At 41.2% G+C, this 14,131-nt stretch carries 18 protein-coding genes; 11 read left to right on the forward strand and 7 right to left on the reverse strand.

Annotated elements, in window-relative coordinates:
* Positions 1 to 92: 92 nt before the first annotated feature.
* Both D0T84_RS05955 and D0T84_RS05960 read right to left on the reverse strand, forming a co-directional pair.
* Positions 93 to 806: a tRNA1(Val) (adenine(37)-N6)-methyltransferase gene (locus D0T84_RS05955; protein ID WP_163306963.1), complete on the reverse strand. Its 714-nt coding sequence runs from the start codon at positions 804 to 806 to the stop codon at positions 93 to 95.
* A 108-nt stretch (positions 807 to 914) separates the two neighbouring features.
* Positions 915 to 1,391 (reverse strand): outer membrane protein, encoded by a 477-nt coding sequence (locus tag D0T84_RS05960; protein WP_163306964.1) that lies wholly within the window; start codon positions 1,389 to 1,391, stop codon positions 915 to 917.
* 349 nt (positions 1,392 to 1,740) lie between these two features.
* On the opposite strand from D0T84_RS05960, the gene D0T84_RS05965 reads away from it, so the two are divergent.
* Positions 1,741 to 2,088: a CidA/LrgA family protein gene (locus D0T84_RS05965; protein WP_163306965.1), complete on the forward strand. Its 348-nt coding sequence runs from the start codon at positions 1,741 to 1,743 to the stop codon at positions 2,086 to 2,088.
* Between the two features lie 233 nt (positions 2,089 to 2,321).
* Here D0T84_RS05965 and D0T84_RS05970 read toward each other — a convergent pair whose 3' ends face one another.
* From D0T84_RS05970 to D0T84_RS05980, 3 genes are all read right to left on the reverse strand, one after another.
* Positions 2,322 to 3,065: a shikimate dehydrogenase gene (locus tag D0T84_RS05970; protein ID WP_163306966.1), complete on the reverse strand. Its 744-nt coding sequence runs from the start codon at positions 3,063 to 3,065 to the stop codon at positions 2,322 to 2,324.
* A 24-nt stretch (positions 3,066 to 3,089) separates the two neighbouring features.
* A complete protein-coding gene (locus D0T84_RS05975; RefSeq protein WP_163306967.1) occupies positions 3,090 to 3,650 on the reverse strand; it encodes an OmpH family outer membrane protein in 561 nt (186 codons plus the stop codon).
* A 97-nt stretch (positions 3,651 to 3,747) separates the two neighbouring features.
* Positions 3,748 to 4,368 (reverse strand): OmpH family outer membrane protein, encoded by a 621-nt coding sequence (locus tag D0T84_RS05980; RefSeq protein ID WP_163306968.1) that lies wholly within the window; start codon positions 4,366 to 4,368, stop codon positions 3,748 to 3,750.
* A 220-nt stretch (positions 4,369 to 4,588) separates the two neighbouring features.
* Between D0T84_RS05980 and D0T84_RS05985 the strand changes: the two genes are divergently transcribed.
* The 4 genes from D0T84_RS05985 (at position 4,589) to D0T84_RS06000 (ending at position 10,096) form a co-directional block, all read left to right on the forward strand.
* Entirely contained in the window at positions 4,589 to 6,046 is a 1,458-nt protein-coding gene (locus tag D0T84_RS05985; RefSeq protein ID WP_163306969.1) for an aminoacyl-histidine dipeptidase, read from the forward strand.
* Positions 6,047 to 6,467: 421 nt separating this feature from the next.
* Positions 6,468 to 7,193: a DsbA family protein gene (locus D0T84_RS05990; RefSeq protein ID WP_163306970.1), complete on the forward strand. Its 726-nt coding sequence runs from the start codon at positions 6,468 to 6,470 to the stop codon at positions 7,191 to 7,193.
* Between the two features lie 457 nt (positions 7,194 to 7,650).
* Positions 7,651 to 9,078: a choice-of-anchor Q domain-containing protein gene (locus D0T84_RS05995; protein WP_163306971.1), complete on the forward strand. Its 1,428-nt coding sequence runs from the start codon at positions 7,651 to 7,653 to the stop codon at positions 9,076 to 9,078.
* On the forward strand, positions 9,062 to 10,096 hold the full coding sequence (locus D0T84_RS06000; protein WP_255495227.1) for an endonuclease/exonuclease/phosphatase family protein: 1,035 nt from the start codon (positions 9,062 to 9,064) through the stop codon (positions 10,094 to 10,096). The genes D0T84_RS05995 and D0T84_RS06000 overlap by 17 nt, the downstream gene beginning before the upstream one ends.
* 1 nt (position 10,097) lies before the next feature.
* Here D0T84_RS06000 and D0T84_RS06005 read toward each other — a convergent pair whose 3' ends face one another.
* On the reverse strand, positions 10,098 to 10,571 hold the full coding sequence (locus D0T84_RS06005) for a MarR family winged helix-turn-helix transcriptional regulator (RefSeq protein ID WP_163306972.1): 474 nt from the start codon (positions 10,569 to 10,571) through the stop codon (positions 10,098 to 10,100).
* A 154-nt stretch (positions 10,572 to 10,725) separates the two neighbouring features.
* On the opposite strand from D0T84_RS06005, the gene rpsF reads away from it, so the two are divergent.
* The 4 genes from rpsF to D0T84_RS06025 all read left to right on the forward strand — a co-directional run bounded on the left by rpsF (position 10,726) and on the right by D0T84_RS06025 (position 12,351).
* Entirely contained in the window at positions 10,726 to 11,082 is a 357-nt protein-coding gene (gene rpsF / locus D0T84_RS06010; protein WP_163306973.1) for a 30S ribosomal protein S6, read from the forward strand.
* Between the two features lie 3 nt (positions 11,083 to 11,085).
* A complete protein-coding gene (gene rpsR / locus D0T84_RS06015; RefSeq protein WP_006798740.1) occupies positions 11,086 to 11,352 on the forward strand; it encodes a 30S ribosomal protein S18 in 267 nt (88 codons plus the stop codon).
* A 16-nt stretch (positions 11,353 to 11,368) separates the two neighbouring features.
* Positions 11,369 to 11,812: a 50S ribosomal protein L9 gene (gene rplI, locus D0T84_RS06020; RefSeq protein WP_163306974.1), complete on the forward strand. Its 444-nt coding sequence runs from the start codon at positions 11,369 to 11,371 to the stop codon at positions 11,810 to 11,812.
* A gap of 377 nt (positions 11,813 to 12,189) precedes the next feature.
* Entirely contained in the window at positions 12,190 to 12,351 is a 162-nt protein-coding gene (locus D0T84_RS06025; protein WP_163306975.1) for a hypothetical protein, read from the forward strand.
* Positions 12,352 to 12,609: 258 nt separating this feature from the next.
* Here the strand turns inward: D0T84_RS06025 and D0T84_RS06030 are convergent, their stop codons facing one another.
* Positions 12,610 to 12,786 (reverse strand): hypothetical protein, encoded by a 177-nt coding sequence (locus D0T84_RS06030; protein WP_163306976.1) that lies wholly within the window; start codon positions 12,784 to 12,786, stop codon positions 12,610 to 12,612.
* Between the two features lie 147 nt (positions 12,787 to 12,933).
* Between D0T84_RS06030 and D0T84_RS06035 the strand changes: the two genes are divergently transcribed.
* Together D0T84_RS06035 and radC are read left to right on the forward strand one after the other, a co-directional pair.
* Entirely contained in the window at positions 12,934 to 13,176 is a 243-nt protein-coding gene (locus tag D0T84_RS06035; protein WP_163306977.1) for a hypothetical protein, read from the forward strand.
* Positions 13,177 to 13,397: 221 nt separating this feature from the next.
* Entirely contained in the window at positions 13,398 to 14,096 is a 699-nt protein-coding gene (gene radC, locus D0T84_RS06040) for a DNA repair protein RadC (protein WP_163306978.1), read from the forward strand.
* The last annotated feature ends 35 nt before the right edge of the window (positions 14,097 to 14,131 follow it).

A 14,131-nucleotide genomic window follows, 5' to 3' on the forward strand; every position in this document is an offset into this window, starting at 1 on the left:
AAAATACCTCAGCCTTTTGTCCGGACAGCTGGAAAAATTGTTAAACACGGATATTATATCTTCGGGAAAAAGAAACTTTTGAAAACAGGCTCTTATAATTTCAGATAAAAATCCTTTGTTAATGCGGTGTAGTCATCCGAATATACATGCCTTGTTTTTTCTATTACCAGACTACTCTCGCTGAAATCTGAAACGGCCTTCGAAAACTCCATCAAAACCCGCTTCGGGGAAGAATTATCCGTAGGGTAAACATTTACGATGCAAGAAGTAAACAGGCCTGCCTGTTGTGCCAGTAGCTGCAATTCCCCGCTATACTCATGCGGATAAATAAGCGATAGTTTCCCTTTCTCCGATAATAGAGAAGATGCTATCTGTATCAAATCTTCCATTGGCAGGCTATCTGTATGGCGCGCGAGTGTCCTGCCTCGTACGGGGGATTTTAAGGACTGGATAAAGAAAGGCGGGTTAGATACTATAAGGTCATATTTCCTGCCCGCTTGTCCCTGAAAATCCTGCAAAGGAGTATTGAAGCAGGTTATACGGGAAGAGAACGGCGAATTGGCTATATTTTCCTTTGCCTGAACGACAGCGTCCATATCAATATCTATTGCATCAATTGCTGCATCATTATTCCGCTGGGCTATCATCAACGCTATCAGCCCCGTACCCGTACCAATATCCAACACTGTACCCGCGCCGGCAACATCGGCCCATGCGCCCAGCAAGACACCGTCGGTTCCTACCTTCATGGCGCAGCGGTCGTGATAAACGGTAAATTGTTTGAACCGGAAATAAGAATTAGGCATAACGATAAAATTTTCAAGGTTTTAGAAACTGTTTAAATTTTATAGCAATAAATAAAAGCCGGAGAATATGAGAGTTCTCCGGCCTTTTACTAAAATATTGAGTTGAGATCAGAATCTTATTCCATATCCGAGCATAAAGTATGCAGGGTCTGCACCTTCTATAAAGGTATATTTGAACTCAAAGTTTACATAGCCGTTTTCGGTTACATCATACTGTCCACCGGCACCGATATTGAACCCGAAGTCAGTAGTACTGACAGAATCACCTTCTTTTGGAGACTTGCGATTGTTCAACATAGCACCCCCGATGAAAGGATAGAATGCCATTCCGCCCGGTATTGGGAATACATAATGTACATTCACGTCAACGTCTAACCCTGTTACACGGTCTTTAGGGAACAGGAATGTCACACCCGGAGCCAAACGAATATTGTTAGTCAGGAAATAACGTCCTTCAACGCCCAGCCCAAATCTTTTTATTTCAGTCTGATAACCTAATTTAGGCATTATAGCCTTAGAACCTGTTTGAGCACTTATCCCAAGAGAAAATGCCGCTAAAATAATACCTAATAATACTTTTTTCATATCCAATAGTTTTAAAATTAGTATTCGAATGAATCTAATTAAATTAATACAAATATAAAATTATGTTGAATTTATATATCTTTATATCGATTGTAAAGTAATTTATGTTTGCTTTTTACCCTTTCTTTAACAATAAACATGCAAAACTAATATAAAGTTCACAATTATTCACAAAACAACTGTTTTTTTCTCACCGAGGACAAAAATCATTCTTTTACAACTTCTGTTCCAATAATTTATCTCTGATAATAAAAAAACATCTACCTTTGCATTCAGGTTAATAAGAAGGTTATCGTTGTGGAGCGAATATGGCGACATGTAAGCTTCGCGTCAAAAAAAAATCGCAGGTATGAAAATGGTGAAAGGTATCTTTATCATTCTTCTGTTTTATTTCCTTGGACAGGGAATCAGTTATTTGATAAATGGTTTTGTGCCGGGGAGTATTATCGGAATGATTCTGTTGTTTCTCAGTCTTTATTTCAAAGCAATCAAGCCCGACTATGTAAAAGATGTAGCCAATGCGTTTACCCGTAACATGGCTATTTTTTTTATTCCTGCCGGAGCCGGTTTGTTAGGCGCTTATGGGCTGATTAGCAAGTTTTGGATGTCTATCCTTATCGTATGTTCGGTGAGCACCATCCTGGTAATCGCCGTAGTGGCCATTGTTCAGCAGCAAATGGAAAGCCGGAGAAAATAACTATTTTAAGAGCCTGTTTAAATTTTAGCGAAAATTTTTATTACAGGTTCTGGTCAATAGTTCTTAGCAATTTTTTTATGCTCTTTTTACCGTATTTTACCCTTTTTACTCTTGGTTTAGCCCGCTAAACCGGCTAGCAAAAATGATAAAATACATCTAAAAATAGCTATAAAAAAGATTTGCTATAAAATTTAAACAGACTCTAAGAGCCTGTTTAAGTAACTGTTTAAATTTTATCCGTTCCATATTTTCCATGCCGCGCGTGCCTGAAGTTCCAGCATTTCGGCGCCATTCTTAGTGGCAGCGCCATTCTCCCTGCCTAATCTTAAGAATCTTGTCTCAGCCGGATTGTAAACAAGGTCGTACAGCAGATGCTTACTGTTTATCAAATCATACGGAATGTCTGGTGCCTCTTCTACATTGGGATAGGTGCCCAGTGGGGACGCATTGATGATTACTGTATACTCATCCATCACTTCTTTGTTGATATCCGTATATGATATCCGGCCTTTGGCGGGAGTGCGTGAAACATACATCCACCCTATTCCCAGATTCTGTAATCCTCCCTGCACGGCTTTCGACGCGCCGCCCGTACCCAATATAAGGGCTTTGCGGTGTATATCCCTGTTGATTAGCGGCGCGATAGAATCCTGAAAGCCAATAATATCGGAGTTGAACCCTATCAGGCTGACGTTGTCCCCGTCACGGACAACTTTTATGACATTCACTGCGCCTATTTCTCTGGTTCGCGGGTCGAGGCCGGTAAGGAATGGGATGACTTTTTCTTTGTAAGGGATGGTGACATTGAATCCTTTCAGTGTAGGATAACTGTCCACAATCTCGGGGAAATGGGAAATGTCAGGAATTTCAAAGTTCAGGTACTCAGCATCGATGCCTTCCTTTTCAAATTTTTCGGTAAAGAACTTCTTCGAAAAAGAGTGTTTCAGGGGATAGCCTATAATTCCATAAGTGTCCATAACGCAATGTTTATTATTCTCCGTTTAGTTATCTTGAGGTTCAGGTTTGAAGCGGCTGTTGAGAAGGTCTATTACCTTTTGTGTAATATTATAACCATCCTTGGCCAGCAGTATATTGTCCATTCCTGTATTGCTGAATATTATCTGATAGCCCGAAGTCTTGTTTATCTCTTTCAGTGCATGCCTTACCGAATCAGCTATCTGTGCATTCACTCTTTTTTGTCCGATAGCTAAATCTTCCTGTACCTTTAGGCTTTCTGTTTGAAGGTCTGTTTCCATCTTCCGGAGGCGCTCCGCTTCGGCCTCTGCTCTCTCTACAGTAAGAAAAGCATTGTCGTTTATCCTTTTCTGAAAGACAGCTATTTCGGTTTCAAACCGTTGTTGTTTTTGAGCAAGGGCGGTGTTCGAACTGTTATATTTTTCCATCAGCGCGTTATTTTCGCTCTTTGCAAAGTTATACTTTGTTACTAACGAATCGATGTCTACATAGGCTATAGGCAGCAATCCGGTTTCCTGCACTGTTTGGGAAAATAGCGCATTCACTGAGAAAAGAAGGATGATAAGGAGAACGATTTGTTTTTTCATGTAGCGTAGGGATGTATTTTAGGTTAATAAAATCTCCATAATACAAAAAATAGGATAACCCAATAAAGTGTTACCCTATTTCTATATTGTTATCCGATTATTTAGATGCTTCCGGTTGTTTGTAACGGCTGTTCAAAAGGTCGATAACCTTTTGTGTAATATCATGGCCGTCTTTAGCAAACAGCACATTGTCCATGCCAGTGTTGCTCAATATCATCTGGTAATTGGCCGCATTGTTTATCTCTTTCAGTATCAGCTTTAGCGAGTCGCCCATCTGGCTGCTTACTCTTTGCTGCTCTACCATATAGTCTTCCTGCAGTTTCTGAGCCATTCTGTGAAGATCTGATTCCAGCTTCTGGATGCGGGCAGCTTCCTGCTGCGCCCTTTCCTGGCTTAAGAATGCATTATTCTGTACTTTACGTTGAAATTCTGCAGCTTCAGACTCCAACTGTCTTTGCTTTTGAGTAAGTGTGGCATTTGAGCTGTTATACTTTTTCATCAACGCGTCATTCGCGTCTTTCGCATAGTTGTAGTTTATCAGCAGCGAATCTATGTTTACATAGGCTATGGGCAATACTCCTGTAGAGTCTCCTTCTGTAAATTTCAAAGAATTACCATTATCTCCTGTGTTTCCCCTATTAGATGTGAAAAATAAAATGAAAAGGACTATTATTGCAACTGCAAGAACGCCATTAATAATATAAGAAATATTCTTCATTTAATAATACATTTAGTTAATCTACCCTATAGCATAAAAAAACACAAGTGCAGGTTCTAAATACACTTATGTTTTAAAACGACTTGGCAAAGATATATCTTTATGTTAAAACAACATCACATTTAAACCTTTAAAAGTTGTAAAAAAATTGCTTTTTAAGCTATATCTCTCTAATTTTAGATGTTATTATAAGAACAAAGTAATAATTAATAAATAAAAAATGACTATTAAAGATTTAAAACCGAGTGGTATATGGAATTATTTTTATGAAATAACCCAGATTCCAAGGCCTTCGAAGAAGGAAGAAAAAATAATTGCATATCTCCTTGAGTTCGCAAAAAAACACAACCTTGAGGTAAAAAAAGACGATGCAGGTAATGTTTTGATCACAAAACCGGCTACAAAAGGAAAAGAAAATCTTCCTACAGTCATCCTGCAAGGCCATGTGGATATGGTGTGCGAGAAGAATAGCGGTACCAAACACGATTTTGACAAAGACCCTATAGAAACCTATGTGGACGGAGACTGGCTGAAAGCGAAAGGCACTACGCTGGGCGCAGACAACGGCATGGGAATGGCTGCCGCTCTGGCTATACTGGCTTCGGATACGATAGAGCATGGCAAACTGGAATGCCTGTTTACCGTAGACGAAGAAACAGGCCTGACCGGAGCTTATGCCCTTGGAAAAGACTTCCTTAACGGGGATATACTTATCAATCTGGATACAGAGGAAGAAGGCGAAATATATATAGGATGCGCGGGTGGTAAAATCACTACCGTCACTTTTACGTATAAGAAAGAAGATGTTCCTGCCAATTATTTCTGGTTCAAGGTTCAGGTAAACGGGCTGAATGGAGGACACTCAGGATCGGAAATACACAAAGGGCTGGGCAATGCCAATAAGGTACTCAACCGTTACCTGTGGGCGCTGAGCAGAAAATATAAGCTGGCTGTGGCCGAAATAGACGGGGGGAACCTGCATAACGCCATAGCCCGTGAGGCTTATGCTATTGCAGGTGTTCCGTACGGGGACAAAGAGCATGTGATTGTAGAACTGAACACTTTAGCTCCTGATATAGAAGCGGAACTGAAAGCTGTAGACCCGAATGTGAAGATGACGGTGGCGTCTACAGATGCTCCTTCCTTTGTTATTGATAAGGATACGACAATCAATCTGCTGAACGGGATCTATGCTTGTCCTCACGGCGTATTGGCTATGAGCCATGAAATACCGGGGCTGGTGGAAACTTCTACGAATCTGGCTTCGGTAAAAATGAAGGATGACAACAAGATTGTTATTACTACAAGCCAGCGCAGTTCGACTAACTCGCTGAAAGACGATGCCGGAAATATTGTCAACGCGGTATTTACACTGGCTAAAGCGGAGGTGGTTCATTCTGCCGGATATCCGGGCTGGAAACCGAATCCTGACTCTAAGGTGCTGGCTGTGGCTAAGAAGGCTTACAAAGACCTGTTTGGCAAAGACGCTGAGATCATGGCGATACATGCCGGGCTTGAGTGCGGCTTGTTTCTCGAAAAATATCCGCATCTGGATATGATCTCATGTGGCCCTACCATCAGGAACGCGCATTCGCCTGAGGAGCAGATCGAAATAGCTTCTGTAGAGAAGTGGTGGGTTTTCTTGCTGGAAACATTGAAAAACATCCCTGCAAAATAGTATTTTTTGATAAGAGCCTGTTTAAATTTTAGCGAAAATTTTTATTACAGGTTCAGGTCAATAGTTCTTAGCAATTTTTTTAGGCTCTTTTTAGCGTCTTTTTGGCTCCGCCGATTTTCAATTCCCTTTTTACTCTTGGTTTAGCCCGCTAATTAGCTCCGCTGACCGTTGGTTCGGCTAGCAAAAATGATAAAATACATCTAAAAATAGCTATAAAAAAGATTTGCTATAAAATTTAAACAGACTCTTAATAATTTGTCTATATAATAGGCACTTGAAATATATAAGGTAACAAAATGTGAACATCTTAAAAAAGTGTTACATTTGTTACCTTTGTTACCTTTTAGAAAGGGAAGAAAAGTAACAGGATATAAATAGGATAAAACTGTCACTTTTGTCACTTTTTAGTTAAAAGACGGTTATGAGTAAAATGAAGATAGAGATATGGTCGGACATTGCCTGCCCATATTGTTACATAGGAAAACGGAAGCTGGAAAAAGCCCTGGAGCAATTTCCTCACAGCGATAGTGTTGAACTGGTATGGCACAGCTACGAATTAGACCCCGATTTGCCAAAGAAGGCCACCTCACAGTCTATATACAGTTATTTCGCAAAAAAGTACGAAATGACCGAAGACGAGGCGCGTGCGACACAGTCCAATGTGGCAAAGCTGGCAAAAGAAGCCGGCTTGAATTATGACTTTGACAATCTGGTCGTTGCCAATACTTCCGATGCTTTGCGCCTGATAAAGCTTGCGGATGAATCGAGCCTGGCTACAGAAGCAGAAGAAGTGCTTTTCGATGCCTATTTTATCAAAGGTCTGGATATCAGCGACCACAAGGTGTTGGTTCGGCTGGGTGTACAGATAGGGCTGCAAGAAGATGATATACAGAAAATGCTGGATAGCGACCAGTATCGTGCAGATATAAAGAAAGATGTAGAGTTTAGCGAAAATGAGCTGAATCTTGAATATATCCCTTTCTACCTGTTCAATAATAAACAGATTGTACAGGGCTCTATCCCGCCGGAAGAATACCTGAAGGTATTGAACGAAGCGTATGCCGAATGGGAGAAGGATGGCGTTTCGTCCGAAAGGGGAGACATTATATCAGGCCAGTCGTGCTCGATAGACGGGGTGTGCAGTTAGATTGGAAGTTTTTGCTGATAATTGTAGGAGGGCATGCAAAAAATTAAAAAAGAGTAAAATGGTAATCCGTCTTAATACCTAACCCCTCCCCACCTCCGGTGGTACTCCCCTTCTGCGAGGGGAGAGCTCTGGTTTTTCATCCTTGGCTAAAATTCCAAACAAACGATGGAAAGCCAGCGATTGTCCCCTTTTGATAAAGGGGACGAGCGAAGCGGAGGGGTTAGGTAAGATACTCATCAGGTATAAATACGGATTTCATAAAGAGTAATTGTCATTGCGGGCTTGCCCCGCAATCCCCTCATAATCAATTCTGGGTTCTTTGAGGATTCCGTGTCAAGCATGGAATGACAGACTTTTGTCAGAACTTCGATATAATGGAATTTAATAAACGGACGAATGTTATTTACCCCTACTAAAAATAGTTACCTTTGTTACTTTTTAAGAAACATACACAATTATGAATCATCCTGTACCTCGAAAATCATTGCTAAATATATTCCTCTCACTTATCTTTTGCCTGGCACTTTTCAATGCATGCCAGGACAGTGATGATTTTTCGTCCGATAAGAATTTGTCGTTGACATTTTCTACCGAGACTATCGGCTTCGATACTGTTTTTACGACAATCGGTTCCGCAACGCGGCAATTCAAGATTTATAACAGGAACAGCAACTCCCTGACGATAGAATCCATAGAGCTGGTGGGGGCGGCAAATAGCGGTTTCCGTATGAATATAGACGGAAGGGGGGGTGCGAAACTCACGAATGTGGATATACTGAAAAAGGATAGCCTGTATGGCTTTATTGAACTGACCGTTGACCCCACTAATAGCAAAAACCCTGTGATAATAAAGGATTCGATACGCTTCACGGTGAATGGTAATGTGCAGTATGTACGGTTGGAGGCGATAGGGCAGGACGTATATATATGGAAAGATAAAGTAGTCACTGCCGATTCGGTAATAACCGGAGATAAGCCACTGCTTATATATAATACACTGACGGTAAACAAGGGTGTGAACCTGACCGTAGAAAAAGGGACTACCTTCTTCCTGCGAAACAACGCGGTCATTGATATTTACGGCACTATTACTGCCAATGGGGGGCGGGGCGAGCCGGTCGTATTCAGGGGCAGCCGTTTCGATAATATAGAGGGAGACATTCCCTACGACAACGCGCCGGGGCAATGGATGGGAATAGTTGTCCATCCCGACAGCTATAATAATAGTTTCAACAATGTTATAATAAAGAACGCGATCAGGGGACTGACATTTTCAGAATCCGACACCCAATATAAAAAAGCCGACTTGAAGAGCACCATCGTGCAGAATACGTCCGAATACGGATTGTTGGCTGTAAACTGTAATATCGATGTAGAAAACAGCCTGTTTGCCAATTCGAAAGGCGCGCCTGTGGCATTACAGGGCGGAAGTTATTCTTTCCTGCATTGTACACTGGCTAATTACTACCGATGGTCGGCACGGCAGATGGAATGCCTTGTGGTTGGTAATTCGTATGAGGGGAAAAGCTATGCTTTGAATAAGTGTGACTTTATAAATTCCATTATATACGGTTCGGCTATGGACGAATTATACCTGAGCGGTACCGGTTCGGCCGCGTATGATTACATGTTTCGCAACTGCCTGATAAAAACGCCGGAGCAAACCAGCAACCACTTTGAGAATACAATATGGGATACCGACCCTTTATTCCTGGATTTGAATAGCGATGGTATCTATGCTTACAGTTTTGGGCTACAGGCGTCCTCGCCTGCTATCGACAAAGCGGATAAGGCTTATTCATCACAGGTTCCGCTCGACTTGAACGGGCGCTCCCGCCTGTCGGATTCCAGGCCGGATATAGGCTGCTATGAGTGGGCTGAGTAGGCGGTTGCGCTTGCTAGCCTTTCTGTGGCTATTGCTGTTGCCCCTTGTGGCGCAGGAGAATTTCCGCGTGATGTTCTACAATGCCGAAAACCTGTATGATATAAAAGATAACCCGCATACGGATGACGACGACTTTACCCCTGACGGGCAGCTGCATTGGACAAAGTTCAGGTATTGGCAGAAGCTGGAAAATGTAAGCAAGGTAATATCCTCGGTAGGGGAAGGTTATCCTCCGGCTTTGGTAGGACTGTGCGAAGTGGAGAATGATTCCGTGCTTTTCGACCTGACACGGAAGTCCTCGCTACAAAGACATAAGTATGAATATGTTATAACCTGTTCAGGGGATCGGCGCGGTTCCAATATAGCCCTGCTATACCAGCGCGACCAGATGAAGATGGTGAGCAAGAAGTCATATACTCCTTTATCGGATAATCCGGCAAAGCCTACCCGCGATATATTGCATGTTACAGGCCGTGTGGTGAATGGGGGGATACTGGATATATTCATCTGCCACTTCCCTTCACGTTCCGAAGGGATTAAGAAGACAAGGCCTTACCGTATAAGGTGCGCCGGACTGTTGAAGCAAAAGGCCGATAGCATCTTCCGTATCCGTAAGCAGGCGAATATTATCATTATGGGAGACTTCAACGATTACCCGGATGACATAAGTATGTCTCAAACCCTGAAAGGGCAAAGTATAGAATCAGGGATAGCATCCCGGTCTCTGTATAACCTTTTCTATCACAAGATAAAGGAGAAGGATGCAGGTTCGTACAAATACAGGGGTAAATGGGGTTTTATAGACCAGTTTGTTGTAAGTGGGAACCTGTTGGACGAATCCCGGAAGGTTTCTGTGAAAGACAGTGCCGCGCATATCTTTTCAGCCGGTTTCTTATTAGAGAAAGATAATGAAAAGTATGGCGGACAAAAGCCATTCAGGACATATTCGGGATGGAAGTACCTCGGAGGATACAGCGACCACCTGCCTATATATATCGATTTATTGATAAAACCCTGAACTATCTGTCCTCCAGCGCTAAGCTGATGTTGCCAAAAACGGCTGCCAGCAACGTCCTGACCTGTTTCAGCCCCTCTATATCTATACCTGCAAGCGCTGAGTCCATTGTCTCCAGAACTGCTTTGTTGGCTCTTTCTTTTATCAACTTGCCCTGTTCGGTCAGGAAGATAATGTTTGAACGCCGGTCGCTTGTCGATGCGTTGCGGTACACAAGATTCTGTTTGGCTAGGTTGTCTATCAGTCGAGTCATGCTCGGCTTGTCCTTGAATGTCGAGTTACACAACGTTTGCTGGGTAACGCCGTCTTCGCGCCAAAGAAAAGCCAGCACTGTCCATTGTTCGGGTGTGATGTCGAGGTTCTCCTTTCTGAAATTCCTGTACATCATCCTGTTTATGGCCATCGATACTTTTCCGTTGATAATCGGGAATATTAAGTCTAAATCCTGATTTAAATCTAATGCTTCTTCATTTTCCATGTATACTGTTCTCTGATTTTCATTACAAATGTAAGACAAGAAGTCCGTAAGTCCAACATTTTTTCAGGCTTTAGCATTTGTTATATTAATAAAAAAAACTATCTTTGCACCTCATTTGAAAAAATGATATGTTTAATTTATAATTAATTAATTTATGAACAATTACGAAACCGTTTTCATTTTGACTCCCGTTTTGTCTGATGTACAGATGAAGGAAGCGGTAGAAAAATTCAAGACTCTTTTGGTTAACGAAGGTGCCAAAATAGCCAATGAAGAAAACTGGGGACTTCGCAAATTGGCTTATCCAATTCAGAAGAAATCTACCGGTTTTTATGCGATGTTAGAGTTCGAAGCTGACCCTGCTGTTATCGCTAAACTTGAAGTGAACTTCCGCCGCGACGAACGAGTAATCCGTTTCCTGACTTTCCGTCAAGACAAATTTGCTCACGAATATGCGTTGAAGAGAAGAAATTTAAGATCATCTAAAAAAGAAGAAGTAAAGGAGAATTAAGCTATGGCACAACAATCAGAAATCAGATATTTGACTCCGCCTTCAGTGGATGTAAAGAAAAAGAAATACTGCCGTTTCAAGAAAAACGGTATCAAGTATATCGATTATAAAGACCCTGAGTTTTTAAAGAAATTCCTGAACGAGCAAGGTAAGATTCTTCCTCGCCGTATTACAGGAACATCATTGAAATTCCAACGTCGTGTTGCACAAGCAGTGAAAAGAGCTCGCCATTTGGCTTTGCTTCCTTACGTAACAGACTTAATGAAATAAAAAGGAGGAGTAAGAAATGCAAGTTATATTAAAAGAAGACATCCTGAATTTAGGATATAAAGATGAAGTCGTAACTGTAAAAGACGGTTATGGACGTAACTACCTTATTCCCCAAGGTAAAGCTGTGATAGCATCAGAATCTGCAAAGAAAGTATTAGCTGAGAACATGAAACAACGTGCGCATAAACTTGAGAAAATCAAACAAGATGCTCAGGATTTGGCTGCCAAGTTGGAAGGTGTATCCCTTACTATCGGTGCAAAAACAAGTTCTACAGGAACTATTTTTGGTTCGGTAACTAATATTCAGATTTCAGAAGCGCTTGAGAAACTAGGCTACAATGTAGACAGGAAGCTTATCGTTATCAAAGATGCTGTGAAAGAAGTGGGTAGTTATAAAGCAACAGCAAAACTTCATAAAGAAGTTGCCGTTGAAATACCTTTCGAAGTAATTTCTGAATAAGATATACAAAAACCTATATACAAAGAGTTGTCTGACAGTCAGGCAACTCTTTTTTTATTGGAGATATTTTTGCATTGCTGGCTTACACCACAATCCCTTCACATATCAATGCCCGTTTTCCACCCCCATGCCGGGAGCGAAATAACGATCCTGCACACCGTTCTCTTCATTAAAGATTAAGGTATATCAATTCCTGTAATCCCTGTTTCCGTAACAAACTATAATCTTAAAATATATTAAATAACAATATATCTTATTGTGTTTTTAATATTATTCTTACATTTGCAATGTACAGATAGCAATTATAACATATTTATTGTAATATATAAATTGCAAAATCACAAAAAACAGCTAAATAACCCTAAATAATTACATCCATGAGTCAATACGAAAGTTTAATCAATGAAATCCAATTTGCCCAGAAGATTATAGAGGATGCGCCAAAGGACACCCCGCATGACGTTCTGGATATGTGGTTGCACAACTTGCACGTTAAGTTGCAGGAATTGCGCGAAATACGCTATGCCGATAAAAATTGAGGCTAAGTAAGTATGGTAAAATAAATGGAAAGAATAAGATTGCTTTCAGCCAGAAAGTGATATGTTCTATCCGGTAGTATATAGTTCGTAAAAGACAGCAATAGCTGTCTTTTATTTGTTTAAGGGTTTTCTACTGAGCTTTTGCCATCCTTATTTTTTTTGAAATATGACACTAAATATTTAGATTAGAGTTTATAACGGCATTCTGCGCACTGTTTTGTTTCTACAAATTATCATCTGGAAATATTGCTGTAATTCTTACTGATTATGCGAATCAGGGGTTGAAAATTGCTCAACTCCTGCCTGAAAGGCAGAATCTTCATAACCGTATGCAAGCGCAGCGTAGCTTACGGAGCAAGGGACAATTACACTCCCCTGCCCGAAGCGGCAGGACACACAGTATGTCCTGTCTTTCAGACAGCTGGTATTGCTCATCCTTTTTCCGCAGGTCGATGACCCGCGGTTATGAAGATTTGGCTTTTCAAGCCTTTTCTCAAATCCTGATTGGCATTAACTATATAGAATTAAATACAGAGGCTTAAAGACAGTGCCACTCTAAATTTATATATTTGCTCGCAGTATATGACAAAAATTATTCAAACACGATTTGGAGACGATGTAGGGGCAGTGGCTTGTCCCTGCCCGCTTGTCATCGTTTACGGGCACCCACAAGGGGATGCCCCTACAGCAGGATATAAAATTTTGTCATGTACTGTGGTACTTTTTAGTGTCTTTTTGGCTCTGCCGATTTTCAATTCCCTTTTTTACTCTTGGTTTAGCCCGCTAAAGCTGCTGGCAAAAATGATAAAATCCATCCAAAAATAGCTATAAAAAAGATTTGCTATAAAATTTAAAAAGACTCGAAAAATATTTTCCTTTCTATTATCTTAGTCTCACTGCAAGAGAAGCAGGGAGATTATCAATTATAAGACAGGAAAAGTACTGGCTCCGGTAAAATACCAGTCTTTACTCCCTATTTTGTGGTTTATGTCATCGTGATCCGATTATTTTTCTTATTTTCAATCTACAAATTGAATTTCTATTAAATGGAGAATAGACCAAAGCTAAATATAAAAGACCTTGCCGAGGAAGACCGTCCACGCGAAAAGATGCTGCTCAAAGGAGTTGCCGCACTCTCCGATGCCGAACTGCTCGGCATCCTTATCGGTTCGGGCAATAAGAATGAAACAGCCGTGGAACTGGCTCAGCGTATCCTGCACAGCGCATCTAACAACCTGAATGCATTGGGTAAATTTGAAATAAACGAATTGATTAAAAATTTTAACGGAATAGGGGAGGCAAAAGCAATTACAATAGTTGCCGCGCTGGAACTGGGTAAACGTCGTAAATTATCGGAAGTGATTGTACAGCCGCAGATAACATCCAGCGAAACTGTTTATCAGCTTCTTCATCCCGTACTGGCCGATTTGAAGCACGAGGAAGTATGGGTGTTGCTGCTGAACAGGGCAAATAAGGTATTGAAAAAGATACAGGTAAGCAAGGGTGGTGTAACGGGGACGGTGGTAGATATCCGCATGATAATGCGTGAGGCTATAGATGGCCTGGCATCGGCACTGATACTTTGCCACAACCATCCTTCGGGTAACGCGCAACCCAGCGGTGACGATGACCAGATAACCAAACGCCTGAAAGAAGCAGGCAATATAATGGATATACGCTTGCTCGACCATGTTATCGTCTGCGACCATTCGTACTATAGTTATATGGATAAAGGGCGGTTGTAAGGTTGTTATTTTTAGCAGATTAAACACCTTATATG

Origin of the sequence: Dysgonomonas sp. 521 (genome assembly GCF_010501055.1) — a bacterium.
Classification (GTDB): Bacteria; Bacteroidota; Bacteroidia; order Bacteroidales; family Dysgonomonadaceae; genus Dysgonomonas.

What these genes read in the sequence shown, in the direction of transcription:
- rplI (WP_163306974.1), top strand. Translation starts at nt 11,369, where the DNA reads ATGCAAGTTATATTAAAAGAAGACATCCTGAATTTAGGATATAAAGAT.
- D0T84_RS05970 (WP_163306966.1), bottom strand. Translation starts at nt 3,065, where the DNA reads ATGGACACTTATGGAATTATAGGCTATCCCCTGAAACACTCTTTTTCG.
- D0T84_RS06025 (WP_163306975.1), top strand. Translation starts at nt 12,190, where the DNA reads ATGAGTCAATACGAAAGTTTAATCAATGAAATCCAATTTGCCCAGAAG.
- D0T84_RS05985 (WP_163306969.1), top strand. Translation starts at nt 4,589, where the DNA reads ATGACTATTAAAGATTTAAAACCGAGTGGTATATGGAATTATTTTTAT.
- D0T84_RS06000 (WP_255495227.1), top strand. Translation starts at nt 9,062, where the DNA reads ATGAGTGGGCTGAGTAGGCGGTTGCGCTTGCTAGCCTTTCTGTGGCTA.
- D0T84_RS05975 (WP_163306967.1), bottom strand. Translation starts at nt 3,650, where the DNA reads ATGAAAAAACAAATCGTTCTCCTTATCATCCTTCTTTTCTCAGTGAAT.
- D0T84_RS05980 (WP_163306968.1), bottom strand. Translation starts at nt 4,368, where the DNA reads ATGAAGAATATTTCTTATATTATTAATGGCGTTCTTGCAGTTGCAATA.
- D0T84_RS05960 (WP_163306964.1), bottom strand. Translation starts at nt 1,391, where the DNA reads ATGAAAAAAGTATTATTAGGTATTATTTTAGCGGCATTTTCTCTTGGG.
- D0T84_RS06005 (WP_163306972.1), bottom strand. Translation starts at nt 10,571, where the DNA reads ATGGAAAATGAAGAAGCATTAGATTTAAATCAGGATTTAGACTTAATA.
- D0T84_RS06030 (WP_163306976.1), bottom strand. Translation starts at nt 12,786, where the DNA reads ATGAGCAATACCAGCTGTCTGAAAGACAGGACATACTGTGTGTCCTGC.
- D0T84_RS06035 (WP_163306977.1), top strand. Translation starts at nt 12,934, where the DNA reads ATGACAAAAATTATTCAAACACGATTTGGAGACGATGTAGGGGCAGTG.
- rpsF (WP_163306973.1), top strand. Translation starts at nt 10,726, where the DNA reads ATGAACAATTACGAAACCGTTTTCATTTTGACTCCCGTTTTGTCTGAT.
- D0T84_RS05955 (WP_163306963.1), bottom strand. Translation starts at nt 806, where the DNA reads ATGCCTAATTCTTATTTCCGGTTCAAACAATTTACCGTTTATCACGAC.
- D0T84_RS05990 (WP_163306970.1), top strand. Translation starts at nt 6,468, where the DNA reads ATGAGTAAAATGAAGATAGAGATATGGTCGGACATTGCCTGCCCATAT.
- D0T84_RS05995 (WP_163306971.1), top strand. Translation starts at nt 7,651, where the DNA reads ATGAATCATCCTGTACCTCGAAAATCATTGCTAAATATATTCCTCTCA.
- rpsR (WP_006798740.1), top strand. Translation starts at nt 11,086, where the DNA reads ATGGCACAACAATCAGAAATCAGATATTTGACTCCGCCTTCAGTGGAT.
- radC (WP_163306978.1), top strand. Translation starts at nt 13,398, where the DNA reads ATGGAGAATAGACCAAAGCTAAATATAAAAGACCTTGCCGAGGAAGAC.
- D0T84_RS05965 (WP_163306965.1), top strand. Translation starts at nt 1,741, where the DNA reads ATGAAAATGGTGAAAGGTATCTTTATCATTCTTCTGTTTTATTTCCTT.